Consider the following 22,604-nt stretch of genomic DNA (forward strand, 5'->3'; position numbering starts at 1 on the left):
ATCAACAATTTTTATTTTTCCCTATTGTACCGACAGGTAAGAATATCCCATCAGGCTCTCATCCACCGCATGTGCAACCTCACGTCCCTCACGGATCGCCCACACGACAAGAGACTGTCCTCTGTGCACATCGCCTGCTGCAAATACATTTTTCACGCTTGTCGCATATGCGCCCTCTGCCGTCGACACGTTCGTCCTTGCATTCAGCTCGACGCCAAACGCATCTGCAACATATTTTTCTGTTCCAAGGAATCCTGCTGCGATCAGAACCAGATCTGCATCAAGTTTCGTCTCGGAACCCGGCACTTCTGACATTACCATGCGTCCGGTCTTTTCATCCTTTTTGCTCTCTAATTTTACGGTGATAATGCCGTTTAAGTTGCCATTTTTATCTTTTAAGAACTCTTTGACTGTCGTCTGGTAGATACGTGGATCATGTCCAAATACAGCGATCGCTTCCTCCTGACCGTAGTCTGTCTTGCAGACTTTCGGCCACTCCGGCCACGGGTTGTTCTCTGCTCTGGTATCCGGTGCTTTCGGCATCATCTCAAGCTGTGTCACGCTCGCGCAGCCATGGCGGATGGATGTTCCGACACAGTCGTTTCCGGTATCACCGCCACCGATGATGACCACTTTTTTGCCCTTTGCAGAAATATAATTGTTATCTTTCAGGTCGGAATCTAAAAGACTCTTTGTGGTTGCCTTTAAGAAATCCACTGCAAAGTAAATGCCCTTTGCATCACGTCCTGGTGCCTTAATGTCTCGCGGATTTTTTGCACCGCAGGCTAAGATGACGCGGTCATAATCCTTTAATAACTTCGCTGCCTTTACATCTTTTCCGACATTGACGCTGGTTACAAATTCCACGCCTTCTTCTTTCATGATATCCACTTTACGGTCGATCACCCATTTTTCCAGTTTCATGTTCGGGATACCATACATCAAAAGTCCGCCGACACGGTCGTCACGTTCAAACACCGTCACCTGATGCCCACGCTTGTTTAACTGGTCTGCTGCCGCAAGTCCTGCAGGACCGGAACCGATGATTGCAACTTTCTTTCCGGTACGCACTCTCGGCGGTTTTGCTGCTGCATATCCTTTTGCGTAAGCATTTTCGATAATTCCGTGCTCATTTGCCTTGCAGGTAACAGGATCTTCCCAGTGACCGCAGGTGCAGGCTGCTTCACAGAGAGCCGGGCAGACACGTGATGTAAATTCCGGGAAGTTATTGGTTTTCTTTAAACGGTTATATGCCTGCTCCCAGTTGCCCGTGTAGACAAGATCGTTCCATTCAGGCACCAGATTGTGCAGTGGACATCCACTTGTCATTCCCATGATTGTCATACCTGACTGGCAGAACGGCACACCGCAATTCATACATCTTGCACCCTGAATCTGCTGTTTTTCCATGGAAAGCGGTATATGAAATTCTTTAAAGTTTTTGATGCGCTCTTTTGGCTCGATCGCTTTGGCATCTTCTCTCTCATAATCTATAAATCCAGTTGGTTTTCCCATTATTAATATCCTCCATCATGATGCCATGCGGCATGCCGCCGCACGAACATCTTTCTCATTTAACCTCTTGTGTTTGCATAGAATGCTTCGATCTGCGCCTGTTCTGAGGATAAACCTTTCTCCTCCATCTGAACGATTGCCATCAGCATCCGGTTATAATCGTATGGAATGACCTTTTTGAATTTCGGCAGGTATTCGCTGAAATTATCAAGGATCTCTTTTCCTTTTTCGGAATTGGTCAATGCCACATGCTCTTTGATCATGTCTTTTAATTCCATAACGTCATATTTATTGGATATTTCTTCGGAAAATACCATTTCTTTATTCATTCTTGTATACAGATCGTTGTCTTCGTCGAGTACATATGCGATACCGCCGCTCATACCTGCTGCAAAGTTCTTTCCAGTCTTACCAAGGACTACAACACGTCCGCCGGTCATATACTCACATCCATGATCGCCGACTCCCTCAACAACTGCGGATGCACCGGAGTTACGGACACAGAAACGCTCGCCTGCAACACCACTGATAAATGCTTTTCCACTGGTTGCCCCGTAAAGAGCCACGTTACCGATGATGATATTCTCATCTTTTTTGTATTTTACGCCTGCCGGTGCATAAACAACCAGTTTTCCACCGGAAAGACCCTTTCCAAAGTAATCGTTGGAATCCCCGACTAACTCTAAGGTCAGCCCTTTCGGGATAAATGCACCAAAACTCTGTCCGCCTGCGCCACTGCATTTTACAATAAATGTATCTTCCGGAAGTCCCTCACCACCATATTTCTTTGTGATCTCAGAACCAAAGATCGTACCGAAGGAGCGGTCGGTGTTTGTCACTTCCACATCAATACTTCTGCGCTGCTGTTTTTCAAGTGCTGGTCCTAACTGTTTTAAGAGCACCGTGATATCTTTTGATTTTTCCAGTTCGAAATCATAAACCTGTTTCGGATCAAAGATGACTTTCTTTTTCTGGTCTGCAAACGGGTTGTTTAAGATCTTGGAAAGATCAATTTCTTTCTCCCTGCCGCTTAAGTCCTCACGAACCTTTAACAGATCACTTCTGCCGACCATCTCATCAATCGTCTTACAGCCGAGTTTTGCCATGTATTCTCTTAGCTCTGCTGCAATGAAACGCATGAAATTCTCAACATATTCCGGTTTTCCTGCAAAACGTTTGCGCAGTTCCGGGTTCTGTGTTGCAATACCTGCCGGACAGGTATCTAAGTTACAAACACGCATCATGACACAGCCTAACGTTACAAGCGGAGCGGTTGCAAAACCATATTCTTCCGCACCGAGCAGTGCTGCGATTGCAACGTCACGGCCACTCATTAACTTACCATCTGTCTCAATGCGGACTTTATTTCTAAGTCCGTTCATGATCAGAGTCTGGTGTGTCTCGGAAAGTCCAAGCTCCCAAGGAAGACCTGCATTGTGGATAGAGCTTGCCGGAGCTGCACCGGTACCACCGTCATAACCAGAGATCAGTACAACCTGTGCACCAGCTTTTGCAACACCAGCTGCAACGGTACCCACACCTGCCTCAGATACCAGTTTTACTGTGATTCTCGCATCACGGTTCGAGTTCTTTAAGTCAAAGATCAACTGTTCAAGATCCTCGATGGAGTAGATATCGTGATGTGGCGGCGGGGAAATAAGAGCCACACCCGGTGTGGAAAGTCTTGTTTTTGCGATCCACGGATAAACTTTTTTGCCCGGAAGATGTCCGCCTTCACCAGGTTTAGCGCCCTGTGCCATTTTGATCTGGATTTCCTGTGCACTGACTAAGTACTGGCTGGTAACACCAAAACGTCCGGATGCGACCTGTTTGATCGCAGAACAACGGTTCACACTGCTGTTTTTACTTGCGATACGTTCTGCATCCTCACCACCTTCACCAGAGTTGGATTTACCGTGCAGACGGTTCATTGCGATCGCAAGTGTCTCATGCGCCTCCTGTGAAATAGAACCATAGGACATAGCACCTGTTTTAAATCTCTGAACAATAGATTCCACACTCTCGACTTCTTCAAGCGGCACGCCTTTTTTCGGATAATTGAAATCCATCAGTCCACGCAGTGTGATCTCTCTTTCTTCCTTATTAACCAGATCCGTGTACTGTTTGAACAGTTCATAGTCACCGCGTCTGGTTGCCTCCTGTAACAGATGAATCGTTGCCGGGTTATAAAGATGCGGGTCTGCTCCACTTCTCATCTTATGGCGTCCGCGGCTCTCTAAGGTAAGATCTGATTCAAGGCCAAGCGGATCATAAGCTGCAGAATGAAGTTCATTGACATCATTTTCAATATCTTTTAATGTGATACCACCAATACGGCTGACCGTATTAGTAAAATATTTATCAATGACATTTTTATCAATACCGATTGCCTCAAAGATTTTTGATCCCTCGTAGGACTGGATCGTGGAAATACCCATCTTGGATGCAATCTTTACGATACCGTTTAAAATTGCATTGTTGTAATCCTGTACTGCTGCATAGTAATCTTTGTCAAGCATATGCTCGTCCACAAGCTGTTTTACTGTGTCCTGTACCAGATATGGGTTGATCGCACAGGCTCCATAACCGAGTAACGTTGCAAAATGATGTACCTCTCTCGGTTCTCCGGACTCTAAGATCATCGCAACCGAAGTTCTCTTTTTCGTTCTTACCAAATGCTGCTGTAAGGCAGATACTGCAAGCAGCGAAGGGATTGGAACATGATTCTCATCAATTCCACGGTCAGAGAGAATCAGAATATTTGCACCGTCTCTATATGCACGGTCTGCTTCCACAAACAGACGATCGATTGCTTTTTCAAGGCTTGTATTCTTATAGTAAATAATCGGGATCACTTCTACTTTAAATCCCGGTACTTTCATGGATTTGATCTTCATCAGATCCGTGTTCGTTAAAATCGGGTTATTTACTTTCAATACCTGACAGTTTTCTGCCTTTTCCTCTAAAAGGTTACCGTCCTCACCGATATATACCGTCGTGGATGTTACAACTTTCTCACGGATCGAATCGATTGGCGGGTTCGTTACCTGGGCGAACAGCTGTTTGAAATAATTGAATAACGGCTGATGATCACTTGCAAGTGCAGCAAGTGGTGTATCAATACCCATGGCAGATGTACCCTCACCACCGTTCTTTGCCATTGGAAGAATTGCTTCACGCAGGGACTCGAATGTATAACCGAAAGCTTTCTGCATTCTCTGGCGCTCTTCCTTGGTGTATTCCGGCACACGCTCGTTCGGGATTTTTAGATCTTCCAGTTTTAAGAGGTTGCGGTCAAGCCATTCACCGTATGGCTGTTTGTTTGCATAAGTTTCTTTCAACTCATCATCGTCGATCACGCGTCCTGCAACGGTATCAACCAGAAGCATTTTACCAGGACGCAGACGCTCTTTTACGAGAATCTTTGTCGGATCGATATCAAGTACACCGACCTCGGAGGAGAGAATCAGATAATCATCATCTGTAATGTAATAACGGGAAGGACGCAGACCGTTGCGGTCAAGCACTGCTCCCATCATATCACCGTCGGAGAACAGAATAGATGCAGGTCCGTCCCACGGCTCCATCATCGTCGCATAATACTGATAGAAATCTTTTTTCTTCTGTGACATGATGCGGTTGTTTGCCCATGGCTCCGGGATCATGATCATAACTGCAAGTGGAAGTTCCATGCCGCTCATAACCAGAAATTCCAAGGTATTATCAAGCATTGCGGAGTCGGAACCCTCGGAATTGATAACCGGAAGTACCTTCTGCAGTTCTCCTTTTAAGTGCTCAGACTCCATCGTCTCCTCGCGGGCAAGCATCTTGTCCGCATTACCCTTGATGGTGTTGATCTCACCGTTATGTACGATAAAACGGTTCGGATGCGCTCTCTCCCAGCTTGGATTCGTGTTCGTGGAGAAACGGGAGTGCACGGTTGCGATCGCTGATTCGTAATCTTTATCCTGTAAGTCAGCAAAGAATAAGCGAAGCTGCTCTACTAAGAACATACCTTTGTATACGATGGTTCTGCTGGATAAAGAAACCACATAAGTATCATCGTTGGACTGTTCAAAAACACGTCTTGCCACATACAGTTTGCGGTCAAAATCAAGTCCCTTTGCCACTTCTGCCGGACGTTTGACAAAGCCCTGCATAATATACGGCATACAGTCAACTGCTTTCTGTCCGAGTTTGGTCGGATCGGTTGGAACTTCTCTCCATCCTAAGAACTCCATTCCTTCCTTGTTCACGATGACCTCAAACATTTTCTTCGCCTGGTTGCGTTTTAATTCATCCTGCGGGAAGAAAAACATGCCGACACCGTAGTCTCTCTCCTCTCCAAGCTCGATTCCAAGTGGTTTTGTCACTTTGGAGAAAAACTTGTGTGATACCTGAAGCAGAATACCAACACCGTCACCTGTCTTGCCCTCTGCATCTTTACCTGCTCTGTGTTTCAAGTTTTCTACGATCTTTAATGCATTCTCTACCGTTGCATGTGTCTTGATACCTTTGATATTGACAACAGCACCGATACCGCAGTTATCATGTTCAAATCTCGGATCATACATTCCGGTTTCTGTCTTACAGCTGCCCGCTACAGAAAAACGGTCTAATTTCTGCTCTTTCATCTTCAACTTCCTTTCTCCATCCACTCATCTGTCTTTGCCTGAAAAACAGTTGTCTTTTGTCGGATTTGTTATGTATTAATATACAACTTTCATATTCGTTTGTCTACCAGTTTTTTCTTTATATTATCTGATAATATGATAATTGCATGAAATATATGTATATTATCTGTCTTTTTTATTTATTTTCTCTCAAAATAATATCTATACAAACAATTCAGCAGAAAAAAGATGCAAAAAAAATTCATTAATTTTTCTGCATCTTCGCATTTTTATTATTTCTATTAAATTGTGTTTAAATTGTATCTGTGTCTTTCCGCTCTTTTACCTGCAGATCTATGCTTCCATGCCTGCCAGCTCATCCATTTTTTTTAAATCCATGGTTAAAAATTGTGATTACACGTCCGACTCCGATCACTGCCACCACCGTTCCAAGCCCGATTCCGATCAGATGTCCCTGACAGACCAGTCCGACTGTGATCGTGATACAGATGTTGAAGAGGTCAAAACAGTTTTTGGTAAATCCCACACTCTTATGTACCGTGTCTGCGATCGCCTGCATAGCTTCCGGCAAGTTGATTTGGGTATGTCTCCCCAAATACCAGAATCACTGCCGAAAACAGATTCAGAAACCTTGTGAAAATAAGACTTAACGGCAACTGCAGCAGATCCATAAGCAGTGTCAGACGGATGTCCATTTTCTGTGCGTGCATCAAAGTTTCTCCCTCTGCCTTCTGATACCGGAAATGCCGGATCAGATGCAGGATCATCTCCACAAGCACAAACAGTGTGTAGATCACCAGTGTCATATTCATTGTTCTTTCCCTGATTTCTTTCGCTCATCTGTTACAATGTGTTTCAATTCCATTGTCATGGACTAATAGTTTCTTTCCCATATTTGGTCAAAGAAGTCATTTCCCTCCAGTGTTTTCTCCTCACAACTATACAAAGCACCATTATCAATGTCAAGTGACAGAAGAAGCGTGGAATCATCTAAGTATGGCGTCATTTTTTCCTGCAAAAGCGGGACGACATCTTCCCTGTGTGTACATTCGTTCCAGTCCTGGTGTTCATCCTTGTCAACTGCAAATTCAACGCCATAGGTGTCTTCTATCACGATTCCCTTTTCATCATCCACATAAAAGGCTGCAAAGTCATATTGGGCAGTTCCCTGCATTTCGTAGGTCATGCTTATAAGCAGATAGTCCAGACCATCTTTTTTTGAAAGACATATTGTTCCATTGCCTGCATGTGACAGGTGAAAGTTTCGGCTGATAAACCGCGGATGACTCTCATATTCTCCGTCTTTTGTTCCACGATATACTTTCACATAACATCCATACGAACTGTTGCTTACAACATCGTCTACCGATGCATCCGGCTCACTGCCATATCCAACTACGGAAATGAGGTCTGCAATCCCATCGTGTGTGAGATCTGCCGTTGTCTCAAATATAGGCACTTCATATGCATCCTTCCCCGGATAATCTGAATTATAATAGTTTCCCTCTTCCCCTAACTGACCGATATCGCTGTATGTGGAATATACATACTCCTGATTCTCCACGACATATTTTTGTGTCTGTGCATCAGAAGTATTTTCTGTAGTTTCAGAGATTTCTGTACCTGATTCTTTTTCTGTGTCTTCTGATATGTTTTCTAACATTTCTTCCGTATTTCCTGTTTTCAGTTTTTCCGACATCTCTTCTGCATTTTTTGTTTTCTTCGCGTTTTCTGCTTCTTTCTCATTTTCTTCCAATACTGACGCGTTTGAAGCAGCAGAATTTTCTATTGTTTTTTTACTGCATCCAGCAAAACACTCACTTGCAAGTATAACAGTAATCATCGCCATGACTAATTTATTTTTCATTTTCCCCACCTCATAACATACTCTTTTTCGTTTGTATCTTCATCTGTTTCTTCCGCCTGAATCAAGAAATTCTCCCTCTGATAAAAGTAAATTGCATGCACATTCTTTTCGTATACACATAAACACAATTCGGTTTTTCTGCTTTTTACATAATCCAGCAGACATTTTCCAATTCCCATCGATTGTGCAGATTCTTTCACAAACAATCCCTCGATATAGCAATCATTTATTCCGATAAAACCATCTATCTGACCATTTTTTTCCTCTTCATATACGTATACTTCTGCTTCCGGCAGAATCTGTTTCACCATTTCATAATTGCCGGTCCAATATTCCTTGTCTATAAAACTATGTGCCTTAATGTTTGTCTCAAGCCATATCTGCAAAACATCAGATATATCCTTTTCTTCCATTTTTCTTATCATACATTTACCCCATCTCTATTTTCGTCTTAGTGCACTGCAAAGATATCTTTTTATCCACTCCTTATCGCTCATAAAAAATTCATTTTTCCGTATTGATAAAAGCCGGAAAATCCGCAATTTATACGCATTTCCGGCTCTCTGCTTACATATGCTGTCTATCATTCTTTTTTTTTCATAAACTATAGTTCATGCAGCTTCAGGCTCTCTCGTCAAATTCCACATTCTTCTTCCACTTCCAGAACCCCCATATCACAGCGCCAGCCACCACAAGCATCACTGCCGTAAATCCAATTCCTTTCGCATCCGTCGTATAGCCAAAGGACAGCCATCCCGTTTCCTCACGCACGACCGACACAGTGTTTGCTGCGATGTGTCCCAGTACCGGCACATAGAAAAATCCTGTTTTTTCATACAAAAATGCAAGCAGACATCCCAAAACCGCCGCATACAGAAACTGCACCAGGTTCGCATGCACCAGTCCAAAGATCAATGCGGAACAAATAATTGCAGGGGCGACACCCAACATCAATTTTAGTCTCTGATAAACCACGCCCCTGAATAATAATTCTTCCGCGATTGGGATCAGAAAACAGGATCCAAGGAACTCATAGACTGCTGCGCCTGCAAAAAATGCCTGATTTGCAGTCTGGAACCCTTCTGATGCCTGAATTAATGATGTCATCGCAATGATATTGTTGACTGCAATTCCAAGTGCCGCTACGGACACAACGGTCACGGCAATATTGATTGCCTGCTCACTGCTAAAGCGAAACTTCTTTTTTCCGTAAACAGTATCCCGGATGTTTTGATCTGCCATATAAAATTTTAATATGACCGGAATCGTAACTGCATCACCCACAAGCTGGCGCAGCATGTAAGTCTCATCTGCACTGCCGAGAAGTATCTCCAATGCAAAATAACAGAGACTTGATACCACATAGTAAAGCCCGACCGGATAAATAATCTGCCAGATCTGGAAGCCCTTTGTCTGTTTCATCGTTTGGTTCCCTTCGTATCACGTCCCGCGGTGCGCAGACGGTTTAATGCCACTTCTGTGCCTTTTACTTCAATATTTACTACATCTTCCGCATTCAGAAGATAGATCGCCGCAAGCGCGTCCCCGGCACCTAATTTCATGCCGCGCACACCGACTGCTCCCTTTTTCTTTTCCGGGATACTGGAAATGTCGATCCGTAGGAAAAAGTCTTTTTCGGACTGCATCACGAGCGTCTCCTCAAGTGCAAGTGCCTGTACAAAGATCAGCTCATCGCCCTCATTTAATTTTGTCGCAGCCGTGGTTCGTTTTGCAACGTCAAACTCACTTCCATCCACGACTTTAAGCATAGCAGATTTTGTTCCAAACAACACCTGGGAATGGCTGATTGCCGCAAGGTTCGTGATGTAGACAAAATTTTCCTCGCTGCTGTTATAATTACTCAGGTTATCGATCGGCGTTCCCTTGTCTCGGAATTTACCGTAAGGAAGATCTAACACCTTTAACAGATGCATCTGTCCCTTATTGGTAAAAATGCAGATCTTGTCCGTATTTTTGCAGGTCAGGATATAGCGGTTTTCTGTGTTTGCCGCCTCCTTATTTCTCTCATACGTTGCGACATCCACGGTTTTTGCGTATCCAAAACGATCCATTAAGAATACAACATCCATCTCCTCGATCTTCTTCTCCTCAACGACCGCTTCCTCTAAGTTATCGATCACCGTTTTTCTCGGTTTTGCGTACTCTTTCTTAAAACTCTCCAATTCTTTGATGATGACTTTCGCCATAGCCGCGCGGCTTCCCAAAATATCCTCATATTTTGCGATATTTTTCAAGGTCTCATCATGATCTTTTAAGAGTGCTTCGAGTTCGAGTCCGATTAATTTCTGCAGACGCATCTCAAGAATCGCCGTAGTCTGTCTCTCCGTAAAACGAAGTTTTGCAGCGTCTCGTTTTGACTGTTCCGATTTAAAATTGATGTTATCTGTGGTACCGTCGGTTAAGCAGGCTCTCGCATCCTTCACATTTTTACTTCCGCGCAGGATCTCAATGATCAGGTCAATGACATCCGTTGCCTTGATCAGACCTTCCTGAATTTCCTTTTTGTCGCGCTCTTTTGCAAGAAGTGTCTGATATTTGCGTGTTGCAAGCTCATACTGGAAATTCACATGATGGCGGATGATCGGCACGATTCCCATAGTTTCCGGTTTTCCGTCCGCTACCGCTAACATGTTAACGCCAAAGGTATCTTCCAGTTTTGTTTTCTTGTAGAGAAGATTTTTTAAATTTTCGACATCTGCACCCTTTTTCAGCTCCAGAACGATGCGTATTCCCTCTTTTGAGGACTGGTTTGTGATATCAACGATATCGGAAGTTTTCTTTGTCTCAACAAGGCTGTAGATATCGTTTAAGAATTTTCCGATATTGGCACCGATCATGGTGTACGGGATCTCTGTGATCACAAGACGGTCTTTTCCGCCTTTTCCCTTTTCAACTTCAACTTTACCGCGGATCTTGATTTTTCCCATACCGGTTGAATAAACGGCTAACAGTTCATCCTTATTTGCAACGATACCACCAGTCGGAAAATCAGGTCCCGGAATATACTGCATCATCTGCTCGGTATTGATGTCCGGGTCTTTCATATATGCGATCACACCGTCAATGACCTCGCCAAAATTGTGCGGCGGGATACTGGTCGTCATACCGACGGCGATTCCCTCTGCACCGTTTAAAAGCAGATTTGGAACTTTGACAGGGAGCACCTCCGGCTCTTTTTCCGTCTCATCAAAGTTCGGGACAAAGTTTACGACATCTTTATCTAAGTCCGCCAAATAGGCTTCCTGTGTAATCTTCTGTAAACGCGCCTCAGTATAACGCATTGCTGCGGCGCCATCTCCCTCGATGGAACCAAAATTACCGTGTCCATCCACAAGCGGCAGTCCTTTTTTGAAATCCTGCGCCATCACGACGAGCGCATCATAGATGGAACTGTCACCGTGCGGATGATATTTACCCATCGTATCACCGACAATACGCGCACACTTACGGTACGGCTTGTCATAGCGGATGCCAAGTTCATACATATCATAAAGCGTTCTTCGCTGCACCGGTTTTAAACCGTCCCTCACGTCCGGAAGTGCACGCGCGATGATAACGCTCATGGCATAATCAATATAAGATTTCTGCATCAGTTCCGAATACTCGGTGCGGATAATCTGTTCTTCCTGATTCATATCATACTCCATTTCTGTCCGTTTTTCAGGGCATCACAAGTCAGCTGGCACTGCTCACTTCCCGCCCACATGTTACTGTCTGCTCCCTGCCAGTCGTTCCAGTAACACCCACATCTCTATCAGATATCAAGTGCTGCGTCTTTTGCATGTTCATAAATAAACATCTTGCGCGGCGGCACATCATTTCCCATCAAAAGTTCCGTGATATCGGACGCCATACGTCCATCTTCGATCTCGATGCGTTTTAAGATCCTCGTTTCCGGGTTCAAGGTCGTCTCCCAGAGCTGCTCCGCATCCATCTCACCGAGACCTTTATATCGCTGCAGAGTAAAATTGCTCTTATGGTTCCTGCGGTAACGTTCCAATGCCGCATCGTCGTAAAGGTACTCTTCCTCGCCCTTAGACGGGATGGCTTTGTATAACGGCGGCATTGCCACATAGACATGTCCCTCATAGATCAATTCCGGCATGAAACGATAAAACAGTGTCAGAAGCAGTGTGGAAATATGTGCTCCATCGACGTCGGCATCTGCCATGATGATGATCTTGTCATAGCGCAGTTTGGTAATGTCAAAATCATTGCCGTATCCTTCGGAAAAACCACATCCAAATGCATTGATCATCGTCTTGATCTCTGCATTTGCAAGCACCTTGTCAATACTTGCTTTCTCAACATTTAAAATCTTACCACGGATCGGCAGGATTGCCTGAAAATTACGGTCACGCGCCGTCTTTGCAGAACCTCCCGCGGAATCTCCCTCGACGATAAATATCTCACAGATCGACGCGTCCCTGCTCTCACAGTTGGCAAGCTTTCCGTTGGAATCAAAAGAGAATTTCTGTTTTGTCAGAAGATTCGTCTTCGCGCGCTCCTCGGTCTTGCGGATCTTTGCCGCTTTCTCCGCGCAGGAGATCACGGTCTTTAATACCTCTAAATTTTTGTCAAAATAAAGCTGTATCTCATCCCCGGTCACTTTTGCCGTGACACGCGCTGCATCCTGATTGTCCAGTTTCGTCTTGGTCTGTCCCTCAAAACGTGGATCCGGGTGTTTGATGGAAACGATCGCCGTCATACCATTACGGACATCCGCTCCCGTAAAATTAGAATCCTTTTCCTTTAAAATGCCAAGTTCTCTCGCATAGGAATTGATGACTGTGGTAAACACCGTCTTAAATCCCGTGATATGCGTACCACCCTCCGCATTAAAAATATTGTTGCAGAATCCTAAAATATTCTCATGGAACTCATTGGTATACTGGAATGCTGCCTCAACCGTGATTCCGTCCTGCTCGCCCTTAAAATACACCACATCGTGAAGCACCTCGTTCTTTTTGTTCAGATCCTTGACAAAACCAATGATACCCTCTTCCTCATGATATACAATATGTTCCACTTCCGGTCCACGTTTATCCTCATAAATAATCGTCAGTGCCGGGTTCAAGTATGCCGTCTCATGCATACGGCTTTTTACTTCGTCCTCTTTGAATCTGGTCTTTTCAAAAATCTCAGGATCCGGAAGAAAATTGACCTTCGTACCGGTTTTTTTCGTTTTTCCAATGGTCGGAAGAAGCCCGTTTTCCAGTTCCACCACCGGAATACCACGCTCATAACCATCGTGATGAATGTAACCATCCCTGCTGATCCATACATCCATATGTGTCGACAATGCATTTACAACAGACGAACCTACTCCATGCAGTCCTCCACTGGTCTTATAAGCGGAATCATCAAACTTTCCTCCTGCATGAAGCGTCGTATAAACAATACGCGCAGCTGAAACTCCCTTTGCATGCATGCCGACCGGAACGCCTCGTCCGTTATCCTCAACGGTACAGGAACCATCCGCTTCTAATGTTACACAGATCGTATCGCAGGCTCCCGCAAGATGTTCATCCACTGCATTGTCCACAATCTCGTAGATCAGGTGATTCAATCCTTTGCGCGAAACACTTCCGATATACATTCCCGGTCTTTTTCTTACCGCCTCAAGCCCTTCGAGAACGGAAATACTGCTCTCGTCATAGCCGCCTGTCTTTGCCATTTCTTTTTTCCCTTTCCTGCTAAATCTATTACTTTTTATAATGAATTTCTATTTCTGATCCGTATCCTGACGTCTCGCATACTGCATATGCGAAATAACCATCAGCGCAAGTTTAAATGTCATCGCATCGTCAAATTTACGGATATCAAGCCCGATGATCTTTTCCAAACGCTCCAGACGGTACACCAGGGTATTTCTGTGCACATAAAGCTGTCTGGCAGTCTCTGAAATGTTCAGATTGTTTTCAAAAAACTTCTGAATCGTCGTCGTTGTCTCTTCATTAAAAATATCCGGGATCTCATCCCCAAACACCTCATGAATAAACATCTCACAGAGACTCATCGGAAGCTGGTAGATCAGACGCCCGATACCAAGATAACGATATGCGATCGTCTCTTTTTCCGCATAGAAAATCTTTCCAACCTCAAGCGCCATCTTTGCCTCCTGATAGGATTTTGCAATATCCGGCAGATTATTCACCTGATTGCCGTAGCCGACCCTCACGCGCACCATTGCCTCGGTATGCATATTGTCCACAATCATATCGGCCAATTTCTGTAATTCATCTTCATTCTTCACGTCGCGAACATCCTTGATCAGGACGATGCTCTGCTCGTCCACTTCTGTCACATAATCACGCATCTTGGTTGCAAAGAGATTTTTCACAAGCTCCACTGCGGTGGAATCTTTCTTATCTTCTAAATCGATCACATAAACCACACGCTCCGCCTGCTCGATATGAAGTTTCTGTGCCTTATTGTACATATCTACGACCAACATATTTCCAAGCAGAATATTCTGCATGAAATTGTTGCGGTCGAACTGCTCCATGTAGGCAGCCGCAAGGTTTCTGATCTGGCAGACTGCAAGGCGTCCCACCATATAAGCATCCTCTGCCTGTGATTTGGTCAGCAGAATATATTCTATCTCTCCATCAGCGATCACCTTAAAAAAATGATATCCTGAGAGCATCTGGCTCTCAGCCATGGAATCTGCAAAAGATGTGATTGCACCTTCTAAATCTCCCTCCGGCTCAAATGTTGCTGCAACCGGCTTTCCTTTTTCCGTGTAAAGTGCAAGATCAATTCTCGATATATCCTTTATCTCATCAAGTGCTGTCTGTATTTTATGGTTTGAAATCATAATCTATTTCCTTTCCGATATCTCCCCTTCGTCTAGTTCCACCCATCATCCGATCTATAATTTCATCCTTACTGACGAACAAAAACTGGGTACATCACTGTACCCAGTTTTATTTTAAATGATGTTCTGTTTAATTTTACCGAATTAGTTGGTAATTGTCAATTCTGTTTCTTTGTCGAAAACATGAATCTTCTCAGGATCAATAGCAAGTTTGATGTGATCTCCCATACGTGCTGTTGTTCTGGAATCAACTTTTGCAGTCATGCTTGTGCCTGCTACTTTGAAGTATAATAATACCTCAGAACCTAATAACTCGTATCCTGTTACATCAGCCTCGAATGCGCAATCTTGGTGTGCTTCGATCTCAATCTCGGAATCTCCAATATCCTCTGGTCTGATACCCATAACAACTGTCTTTCCGTTGCATCCTGCATCTGCAAGTTTCTTTGCTTTTGCTGGTGGTAATACGATTGTTGTGTTATCGAATGTAAGAGAAACTTTGTCTCCCTCAACTTTACATTTTGTATCGATGAAGTTCATCTGCGGAGAACCAATGAATCCTGCAACGAATAAGTTGTTCGGCTCATTGTATAATTTCTGCGGAGAATCAACCTGCATGATAACACCATCTTTTAATACAACGATTCTGGTACCAAGTGTCATAGCCTCGGTCTGATCATGTGTTACATAGATGATAGTTGCTTTTAATCTGTTATGTAAAGAAGCGATCTCAGAACGCATCTGTACACGAAGTTTTGCATCCAGGTTGGATAACGGCTCATCCATAAGGAATACCTTAGGATTACGAACGATGGCACGTCCCATAGCAACACGCTGTCTCTGTCCACCGGATAAAGCCTTTGGTTTACGGTCTAATAATTTCTCAAGGTCAAGAATCTTAGCTGCTTCTTCAACTTTTCTCTTGATTTCATCCTTAGGAACTTTTCTTAATTTTAATCCGAATGCCATGTTATCGAAAACGGTCATATGAGGATACAGAGCGTAGTTCTGGAATACCATTGCGATATCTCTGTCTTTTGGCTCAACATCGTTCATGAGCTTTCCGTCGATATAGAACTCACCAGAGGAAATCTCCTCAAGTCCGGCGATCATACGAAGTGTAGTAGATTTACCACATCCGGATGGTCCTACGAAAATGATGAACTCCTGATCTTCTACTTCAAGGTTGAAATCCTTAACAGCCTCAAAACCGTTTGGATAAACTTTGCAAATGTTTTTTAATGATAAACTTGCCATTGGTCTAAATACCTCCTGATATTTGTGTTTCGTTATTTGATAACTATACTATACAAAAAAGATGCAAAAAGCGCCATATGTCTCCTACACAAAGAATTTTTGTTTTTCTTGTAGGATGTCACAGTGCTCTGTGCATCTTTTTCCTTTTTTCGTCAAACTGACGGCTTTTTTATCAAAAACTGTACAGATTGACGGATACAGATGTTCTTCTTTTTTATAAAAAGCTTATTTTAAGATCAGGCATAATCATTTTTTACGGATTCGGTGAAGCTGCGGCCTTAATACAAGTTCCGGAATTACGATTCCCTCCCGCTGCTTTAGCACATATTCCACTGCCTCTGCCACTTCTTCCGGGGTGAGATAAGATGCTTTTTCTTCTCCAACTGTAAAATCCGCATTCCGGTACAGATTTGTTTCAGTCATATCCGGGTATATCGCAGTCACTTTAACCCCATATTTTCTTGCCTCTTCAAATAAACTTGCAGAAAATGCTGCAAGTCCTGCCTTAGTTGCAGCATAAGCACATCCATGCGGACTTGGCTGTTTTGCCGTAACAGACGATATATTGATGATATAACCGTTATTTTTCTTCAGTGTCCGTAAAAGCTGCTGTGTAAGGATCAATGGTACTTCTAAGTTCACGCGGACCATTTCCTGTATCTTCTTTGGATTCAGTTCTTCATGAAGTCCATAGTAAGCTGCCCCTGCATTATTGACAAGGATTTTTACTGTGTGTTCCGATGTGATCTGTTTTACGATGGCACACAGTTTGTCCGTGTCAGTCAGATCACAGATGATTGGATGGAATACACCCACATTTTGTTCTGTTTCCACTTTTGAATCAAACCTGCGCCCGATACCAAATACATCATATCCCAGCGCACATAATTTTTCACTGACAGCGCGTCCGATACCGGATGAAGCGCCTGTTACAATAGCTGTCTGTATCATACTATTCCTTTCTCACAACTCCCACCGGAAAATCTTATCTTCCGGCACATATTGCAGAAGTTTACCGGTCAGATAGTGTTCCATCTGTTCTGTCAGCTCTTTTCCATAATGATACACACCGCTATCATTCTGAAATGGAAACTGTACCACCGCAGAATAAGGTTCGCTTTTTCTCATTTTTTTCAAATAATCCTGTGATACACGGAAAGAACCGACACTGACATCAAAGATCTGATCCATCGGTACTTCTTTTGCAACAAGTTTTATCATTTCATCATACTCCTGCTGCCAGTCTGGACAGTATATCATCGGATCAAAACACAGACGCACCGGAAAGCCTTTCTGAACCGCCCCTGTTACACAGGAAATACGCTGTTTTAACGATGGCGTATTATGCTCATACTGTTCTGTAACACGCTGTGGTGATAATGTAAACGCATAAATAATATTTTCATCCGGAATAAGGCTTTCAAAAGATTTTTCATTCGCTGATTTCGTGCGGATTTCAATTTTAAGCGGATTCGGTGATCTTTTGTTTTCTTCCAGTACAAAATGTTCCCATTCCCTGACGTAACCGGTCACGGAATCGAACGCTAAAAGATCCGTATCATAGGACACACACAGATATACCGGATGCTCTGACAGCATCTGATGTAGTTCTTTAAAAATATCTTCTATGTTAACAAAAATTACAATATTAGCCGAAGGGTACATTCCTTTTAAGTAGCAGTATTCACAATCGTAAATACAGTTCATCATGCAGGAAGTATAATAAAACCAGGTATTTCCAAAATTCTGGCACACCGGGGCGCCCTGATAGATCAGACTGCCTGTCTTTTTCGCCAGGATCAGGTTCTGCGCATGGTGCTGTTCCTCATAATCCTGTCTGCGTCTGCAGAATATATCTTTATAATGTCTGATATATACAACTTCTGCATTTTCAAACCGTGTGAGGATCTTCTTTACCCGCGGATGATCTGCTATTTCTTCTTCCACATAAATATGAGAAAAAAACGGATTATAATAATTTTCGTCCAAGCTCTTCAAAACAGCGTTTCCCCTCTCTTTTATCCCTGCAGGGCAATTTCCCGCTCTGATACATTTCGCTGATAACCCCCTGATAGTCAATCCCCGCAAGTGAAGCATATTTTAACTGCTGTTCCACCGAAGCACGCATCACTGCCGAGCAGTGCATATCGGTGCTTAACCGCTGCGCAAATTCTGATACTTCGCTGGCTTTTTTTTCATACTGTGATCTTTTCATTTCGCCAATCTTTACCAGTTCATCCAGATAATGACTGATTTTTGCAACTACACCTTCAACACTTTGTCTTAGCACTTCTGCTGACATATTCTGTACATTTCCATCATCTGTCACAATTTTCAGGAATGACATCTGATGCGGTCCAAAAAAATATGCCCCGGACTGATACACGGCTGATGCTTCCATATCATACAAAAAACTGTCTGATACGCTGTTTTTTGCAGATTTTTCATATTTTTTTATGAATTTCATCCTGTCTTTGACGCAGTAAGCCACTGCTCCTGTTATAATCTCTGCTTCTGTAAAAGGATGTCTGTACAAAATATCCGGATAAAACGTTCGTCCCGTCACATGTTCTGTAATCTTTTTACACAGATATATCTTTTTTTTAGATTGATATCCACTATCATCGGGTACATATACTCCATGTTCTCCACAGGATATCCACGCACAGGTTCCGATATTTACCAGAAAATCCTCCGGTTGTGGAGTTCTCTTTGTGAAGATTCGCATTACCGCAGCTGCTGCCGCATTCATTCCACATCCTGTTACTGTGAGCAGAATATTTTCTTCCTCATCAAAAAAGACAGGGAAACAAGTTTCATCTGTCTTTTTTTTCAGTCCATATTCACGAATCAATGGTTCTGCCTCATGGTACAAGGCACAAAATATATATATCATCTTTTACGCTCTTCCGGTACTGCCGATACCACCACGATTTTCATTGCCTAATGTATCCGTCTCTTCAAAATGAATAACCGGCTGGTGTTTCTGGATACGGAACTGGCAGATGCGGTCATTGACATTGATCTCTGTATCACGCATTGCAAGTGCCGGCATCATCCACACATCATCATCTCCGCAATAACTTTCATCCACGACACCCATATGATTCGTCTGAATGATTCCAAAATTCTTATAGGTAGAACTTCTCGGTACGATGACCGCCTCATATCCTGCCGGAAGCTGCATGGATACTCCAAGTTTTATCAGCTTAAATTCGCCTTTTTTTAATACAACATGCTCTGCTGACCGAAGATCGATCCAGTCACTTTTTCCGTCAATATAAGTAAGTTTTTCTATCTCATCTGAATGATATTTAATCCTGATTGTCTGCTGTTCCATTTTTACTCCTGTCTATTCTGCCCACTCTAAACTGCTGTGTTCTTCCCTGCGGTCACGCAGCATCAGCTCGCGCACTGCATCTTTTGCCGTTTTATCGTCAAACAGAACATGATTGATCTCCTCAATGATCGGCATATCTACTTCGTATTTTCTTGCAAGCGCAATGGCTGCTTTCGCAGAGTAAACACCCTCAACAACCATCTTTACTTCATCCATCGCCTGCTTCATCGTGTAACCCTGTCCCATCAGCATACCGGCTTTACGGTTTCTTGAATGTTTACTCTCACAGGTTACAATCAGATCACCGATGCCGGTAAGTCCGTTTAACGTCTCAGCATTTGCCCCCATCTTAATTGCAAGTCTGCTGATTTCAAAAATACCGCGTGTGATCAAAGCTGCCTTGGTATTGTCTCCATATCCAAGTCCATCTGCCATTCCTGCTGCAAGCGCGATCACATTTTTCAAAGATCCGCCAAGCTCCATTCCAAGGACATCCGGGCTTGTGTATACACGGAATACTTCGTTCATAAAGATATCCTGCACACCCTCAGCCACAGATTTTTTTCTTGCACCGGCAACTACCGTGGTAGGGAGTCCGATTCCGACCTCCTCAGCATGGCTTGGTCCACACATTACTGCTACATCTGCGGCAGGAATCTCCTGCTCTACAATATCAGAAAGTGTCATAAGCGTGTCTTCCTCAATCCCTTTTGCCACACAGACGATCACCTGTCCCTTTTTCACGAAAGGAGTCATAGATTTCGCTGTGCTTCTTGTAAAAACAGAAGGTACTGCAAGGATCAGATAATCTTTTCCTTCGATCGCTTCTTTTAAATCTGTTGTAAACGTAATATCTTCCGGCAATTTTACTCCCGGAAGTTTATCCACATGCTCATGTTTTTCACGGAGCATCTGTATCTCCTGCTCCACGATTGACCAGACTGTCACATCATTGCCATTTGTATGTAATACCAGAGAAAGTGCTGTACCCCAGCTTCCTGCACCAATAACCGCTGTCTTTGACATGCCGATTCCTCCTAATTTTTTTTCATTCCAAATTTGTTTTCTGTTCCAGTAAGCAGACGCTTAATATTGGCTTTGTGTCTCCATAATGCCATCGCTGTAAAACATGCGCTGACTATGTAAAACTCCGGCAGATATACAGCATCCACATGCAGATATCCCATATGTCCAAAAATAAGCACCTGGATCAGATAACTTGTAACCACAAGAATCGAACCTAACGATACATATCTTGTAATTGCGATCGATCCGATAAAAAGGATCAGACAGATTGGTGCTGCAAGCGGGCATACGGCAAGTATCATACCGGATGTGCACGCGATTCCCTTTCCGCCCTTAAACTTCAGATAAAACGGAAAGTTATGTCCTAAAACTGCTCCAAATCCTGCATAAAGTTCTAATATTTTGACCGCATCCGGATATTTTCCAATAAAAATGAACCGGATCAAGAGCACAGCAAAAATAGCTTTGAACAGATCTCCCAGAAACGTGATAAGACCCGCTTTCCAGCCTAACACACGAAGCGTATTCGTCGTTCCGGCATTGCCGCTTCCCTGTGTCCGAATATCAACGCCATGCTTTTCTCCATAAATATATCCTGTCTGGAATAATCCAAAACAATACCCCACTGCCACTGCTATGATTCTTGCCCCAAGCATTACTGTTCTTCCTTCCTCTCACGAATGATAAATTTTAACGCTGTTCCACGGAATCCAAACGTATCACGGATACGGTTTTCTAAATAACGTGTATAGGAAAAATGCATCAGTTCTTTGTCATTGACAAAAATAACAAACGTAGGCGGTTTTACTGCAACCTGTGTGGTATAGTAGATCTTTAAACGTTTTCCCTTGTCTGAAGGCGGCTGCTGCATTGCCACTGCCTCTGCAACAATTTCATTTAATACACCGGTTGCTATACGCATGCTGTTATTCTCGATGACAAGATCGATCATATCAAACAGTTTATTTAAACGCTGTCCTGATTTTGCAGAGATAAATAAGATCTCCGCATATGGCATAAAACTTAAGATCTGACGGATCTTCTCTGTGTGGCGGTAGATCGTCTTATCGTCTTTTTCAATGGCATCCCATTTATTGACTGCAATGATAATGCCTTTTCCTCTTTCATGGGCAATACCTGCGATCTTCGCATCCTGCTCTGTCACACCCTCAGTCGCATCGATCACAATGATGCATACATCAGCACGTTCCACTGCAGTCACTGCACGGATGATACTGTATCGCTCTATTTCTTCTTTAATCTTATTCTTGCGTCTGAGTCCTGCCGTGTCAATAAACACATATTCTTTTCCATTGTAACGGATATCCGTATCGATCGCATCACGTGTCGTTCCTGCGATATCGGATACGATCACACGATCCTCCTGTGCAAGTTTATTGATCAGGGATGACTTTCCTACATTCGGTTTTCCGATGATTGCAACTTTCGGTCTCTCATCCTCAGCCTCGTCCTTATTATATTCCGGGAAATTTTTAACCACCTCATCAAGCATATCTCCAAGACCTAACATGGAGGATGCTGAGATTGGATATGGATCCCCGATACCCAGATTATAAAACTCATACACATCCGGCATGAATTTTTCAAAGCTGTCCACTTTATTGACAACTAAAACGACCGGCTTTCCCGAACGGCGCAGCATATCTGCCACCTTGGCATCTGAATCCTGAAGCCCCTGTCTTACATCTGTCAGGAAGATGATCACATCCGCAGTTGCGATTGCAATCTCTGCCTGCTCACGCATCTGGGATAAAATAATATCTTTACTGTCCGGCTCAATACCACCGGTATCGATCATGGTAAAATGATAATCCAGCCAGGTCACATCTGCATAAATCCTGTCTCTGGTCACTCCCGGCGTATCTTTTACGATGGAAATCCGCTCGCCTGCAAGCACGTTAAACAACGTTGATTTTCCAACATTCGGGCGACCTACGATTGCCACTACAGGTTTACTCATAATTTTCTGTACTCCTTTTATCTTCAAATCTCATACACTCATGAGCGGTTAAAACCATGCTCTGAACATTATTTTGATTTTACAATATCCTGTGGTTCTTGTAAAGATATTTTCCTCATCGGACTTTTCAGCATGACCCATTC

Annotated in this window: 18 protein-coding genes; all 18 read right to left on the reverse strand. The window is 43.5% G+C overall.

The features are described from left to right. Positions 1 to 21: 21 nt before the first annotated feature. The gene (locus ACDD58_RS17420; protein ID WP_006859062.1) at positions 22 to 1,515 is read right to left on the reverse strand and encodes a glutamate synthase subunit beta; all 1,494 of its coding nucleotides are present in this window, start codon (positions 1,513 to 1,515) and stop codon (positions 22 to 24) included. A gap of 59 nt (positions 1,516 to 1,574) precedes the next feature. Beyond that, positions 1,575 to 6,149, reverse strand: coding sequence for a glutamate synthase large subunit (gltB, locus tag ACDD58_RS17425; RefSeq protein WP_370778524.1), 4,575 nt, complete (start codon positions 6,147 to 6,149; stop codon positions 1,575 to 1,577). A gap of 355 nt (positions 6,150 to 6,504) precedes the next feature. Beyond that, positions 6,505 to 6,708, reverse strand: a complete 204-nt coding sequence (locus ACDD58_RS17430; protein ID WP_370778525.1) for a DUF6198 family protein — start codon at positions 6,706 to 6,708, stop codon at positions 6,505 to 6,507. Further along, positions 6,680 to 6,961, reverse strand: coding sequence for a hypothetical protein (locus ACDD58_RS17435; RefSeq protein ID WP_370778526.1), 282 nt, complete (start codon positions 6,959 to 6,961; stop codon positions 6,680 to 6,682). The genes ACDD58_RS17430 and ACDD58_RS17435 overlap by 29 nt, the downstream gene beginning before the upstream one ends. Positions 6,962 to 7,023: 62 nt before the next feature. Continuing rightward, positions 7,024 to 8,016 (reverse strand): hypothetical protein, encoded by a 993-nt coding sequence (locus ACDD58_RS17440; protein WP_370778527.1) that lies wholly within the window; start codon positions 8,014 to 8,016, stop codon positions 7,024 to 7,026. Further along, positions 8,013 to 8,441, reverse strand: coding sequence for a GNAT family N-acetyltransferase (locus tag ACDD58_RS17445; protein ID WP_006859066.1), 429 nt, complete (start codon positions 8,439 to 8,441; stop codon positions 8,013 to 8,015). The genes ACDD58_RS17440 and ACDD58_RS17445 overlap by 4 nt, the downstream gene beginning before the upstream one ends. Before the next feature lie 196 nt (positions 8,442 to 8,637). Beyond that, on the reverse strand, positions 8,638 to 9,438 hold the full coding sequence (locus ACDD58_RS17450; protein WP_006859067.1) for a CPBP family intramembrane glutamic endopeptidase: 801 nt from the start codon (positions 9,436 to 9,438) through the stop codon (positions 8,638 to 8,640). After that, the gene (locus ACDD58_RS17455) at positions 9,435 to 11,684 is read right to left on the reverse strand and encodes a DNA topoisomerase (ATP-hydrolyzing) subunit A (protein ID WP_370778528.1); all 2,250 of its coding nucleotides are present in this window, start codon (positions 11,682 to 11,684) and stop codon (positions 9,435 to 9,437) included. The genes ACDD58_RS17450 and ACDD58_RS17455 overlap by 4 nt, the downstream gene beginning before the upstream one ends. Before the next feature lie 107 nt (positions 11,685 to 11,791). Continuing rightward, positions 11,792 to 13,714, reverse strand: a complete 1,923-nt coding sequence (locus tag ACDD58_RS17460) for a type IIA DNA topoisomerase subunit B (RefSeq protein ID WP_006859068.1) — start codon at positions 13,712 to 13,714, stop codon at positions 11,792 to 11,794. 48 nt (positions 13,715 to 13,762) lie between these two features. Further along, positions 13,763 to 14,857, reverse strand: a complete 1,095-nt coding sequence (locus ACDD58_RS17465; RefSeq protein ID WP_370778529.1) for a PucR family transcriptional regulator — start codon at positions 14,855 to 14,857, stop codon at positions 13,763 to 13,765. 144 nt (positions 14,858 to 15,001) lie between these two features. Beyond that, on the reverse strand, positions 15,002 to 16,114 hold the full coding sequence (locus ACDD58_RS17470) for an ABC transporter ATP-binding protein (RefSeq protein ID WP_015521323.1): 1,113 nt from the start codon (positions 16,112 to 16,114) through the stop codon (positions 15,002 to 15,004). A 246-nt stretch (positions 16,115 to 16,360) separates the two neighbouring features. Further along, positions 16,361 to 17,065 carry an SDR family oxidoreductase gene (locus ACDD58_RS17475; protein WP_370778530.1) on the reverse strand — a complete coding sequence of 235 codons (705 nt, stop codon included), beginning with the start codon at positions 17,063 to 17,065 and terminating at the stop codon, positions 16,361 to 16,363. A 12-nt stretch (positions 17,066 to 17,077) separates the two neighbouring features. Then, positions 17,078 to 18,112 carry a radical SAM protein gene (locus ACDD58_RS17480; RefSeq protein WP_370778531.1) on the reverse strand — a complete coding sequence of 345 codons (1,035 nt, stop codon included), beginning with the start codon at positions 18,110 to 18,112 and terminating at the stop codon, positions 17,078 to 17,080. Beyond that, positions 18,084 to 19,010 (reverse strand): hypothetical protein, encoded by a 927-nt coding sequence (locus ACDD58_RS17485; RefSeq protein WP_370778532.1) that lies wholly within the window; start codon positions 19,008 to 19,010, stop codon positions 18,084 to 18,086. The genes ACDD58_RS17480 and ACDD58_RS17485 overlap by 29 nt, the downstream gene beginning before the upstream one ends. Positions 19,011 to 19,013: 3 nt before the next feature. After that, entirely contained in the window at positions 19,014 to 19,454 is a 441-nt protein-coding gene (locus ACDD58_RS17490) for a dUTP diphosphatase (protein ID WP_117919546.1), read from the reverse strand. A 12-nt stretch (positions 19,455 to 19,466) separates the two neighbouring features. Further along, positions 19,467 to 20,480: an NAD(P)H-dependent glycerol-3-phosphate dehydrogenase gene (locus ACDD58_RS17495; protein WP_117919544.1), complete on the reverse strand. Its 1,014-nt coding sequence runs from the start codon at positions 20,478 to 20,480 to the stop codon at positions 19,467 to 19,469. An 11-nt stretch (positions 20,481 to 20,491) separates the two neighbouring features. Then, the gene (plsY, locus tag ACDD58_RS17500; RefSeq protein WP_117919542.1) at positions 20,492 to 21,136 is read right to left on the reverse strand and encodes a glycerol-3-phosphate 1-O-acyltransferase PlsY; all 645 of its coding nucleotides are present in this window, start codon (positions 21,134 to 21,136) and stop codon (positions 20,492 to 20,494) included. Then, a complete protein-coding gene (gene der / locus ACDD58_RS17505; protein ID WP_186899090.1) occupies positions 21,136 to 22,461 on the reverse strand; it encodes a ribosome biogenesis GTPase Der in 1,326 nt (441 codons plus the stop codon). Before der ends, plsY begins: the two co-directional genes overlap by 1 nt. Positions 22,462 to 22,604: the final 143 nt, after the last annotated feature.

Origin of the sequence: Roseburia sp. (assembly GCF_041325975.1) — a bacterium.
Lineage (GTDB): Bacteria > Bacillota > Clostridia > Lachnospirales > Lachnospiraceae > Roseburia > Roseburia rectibacter.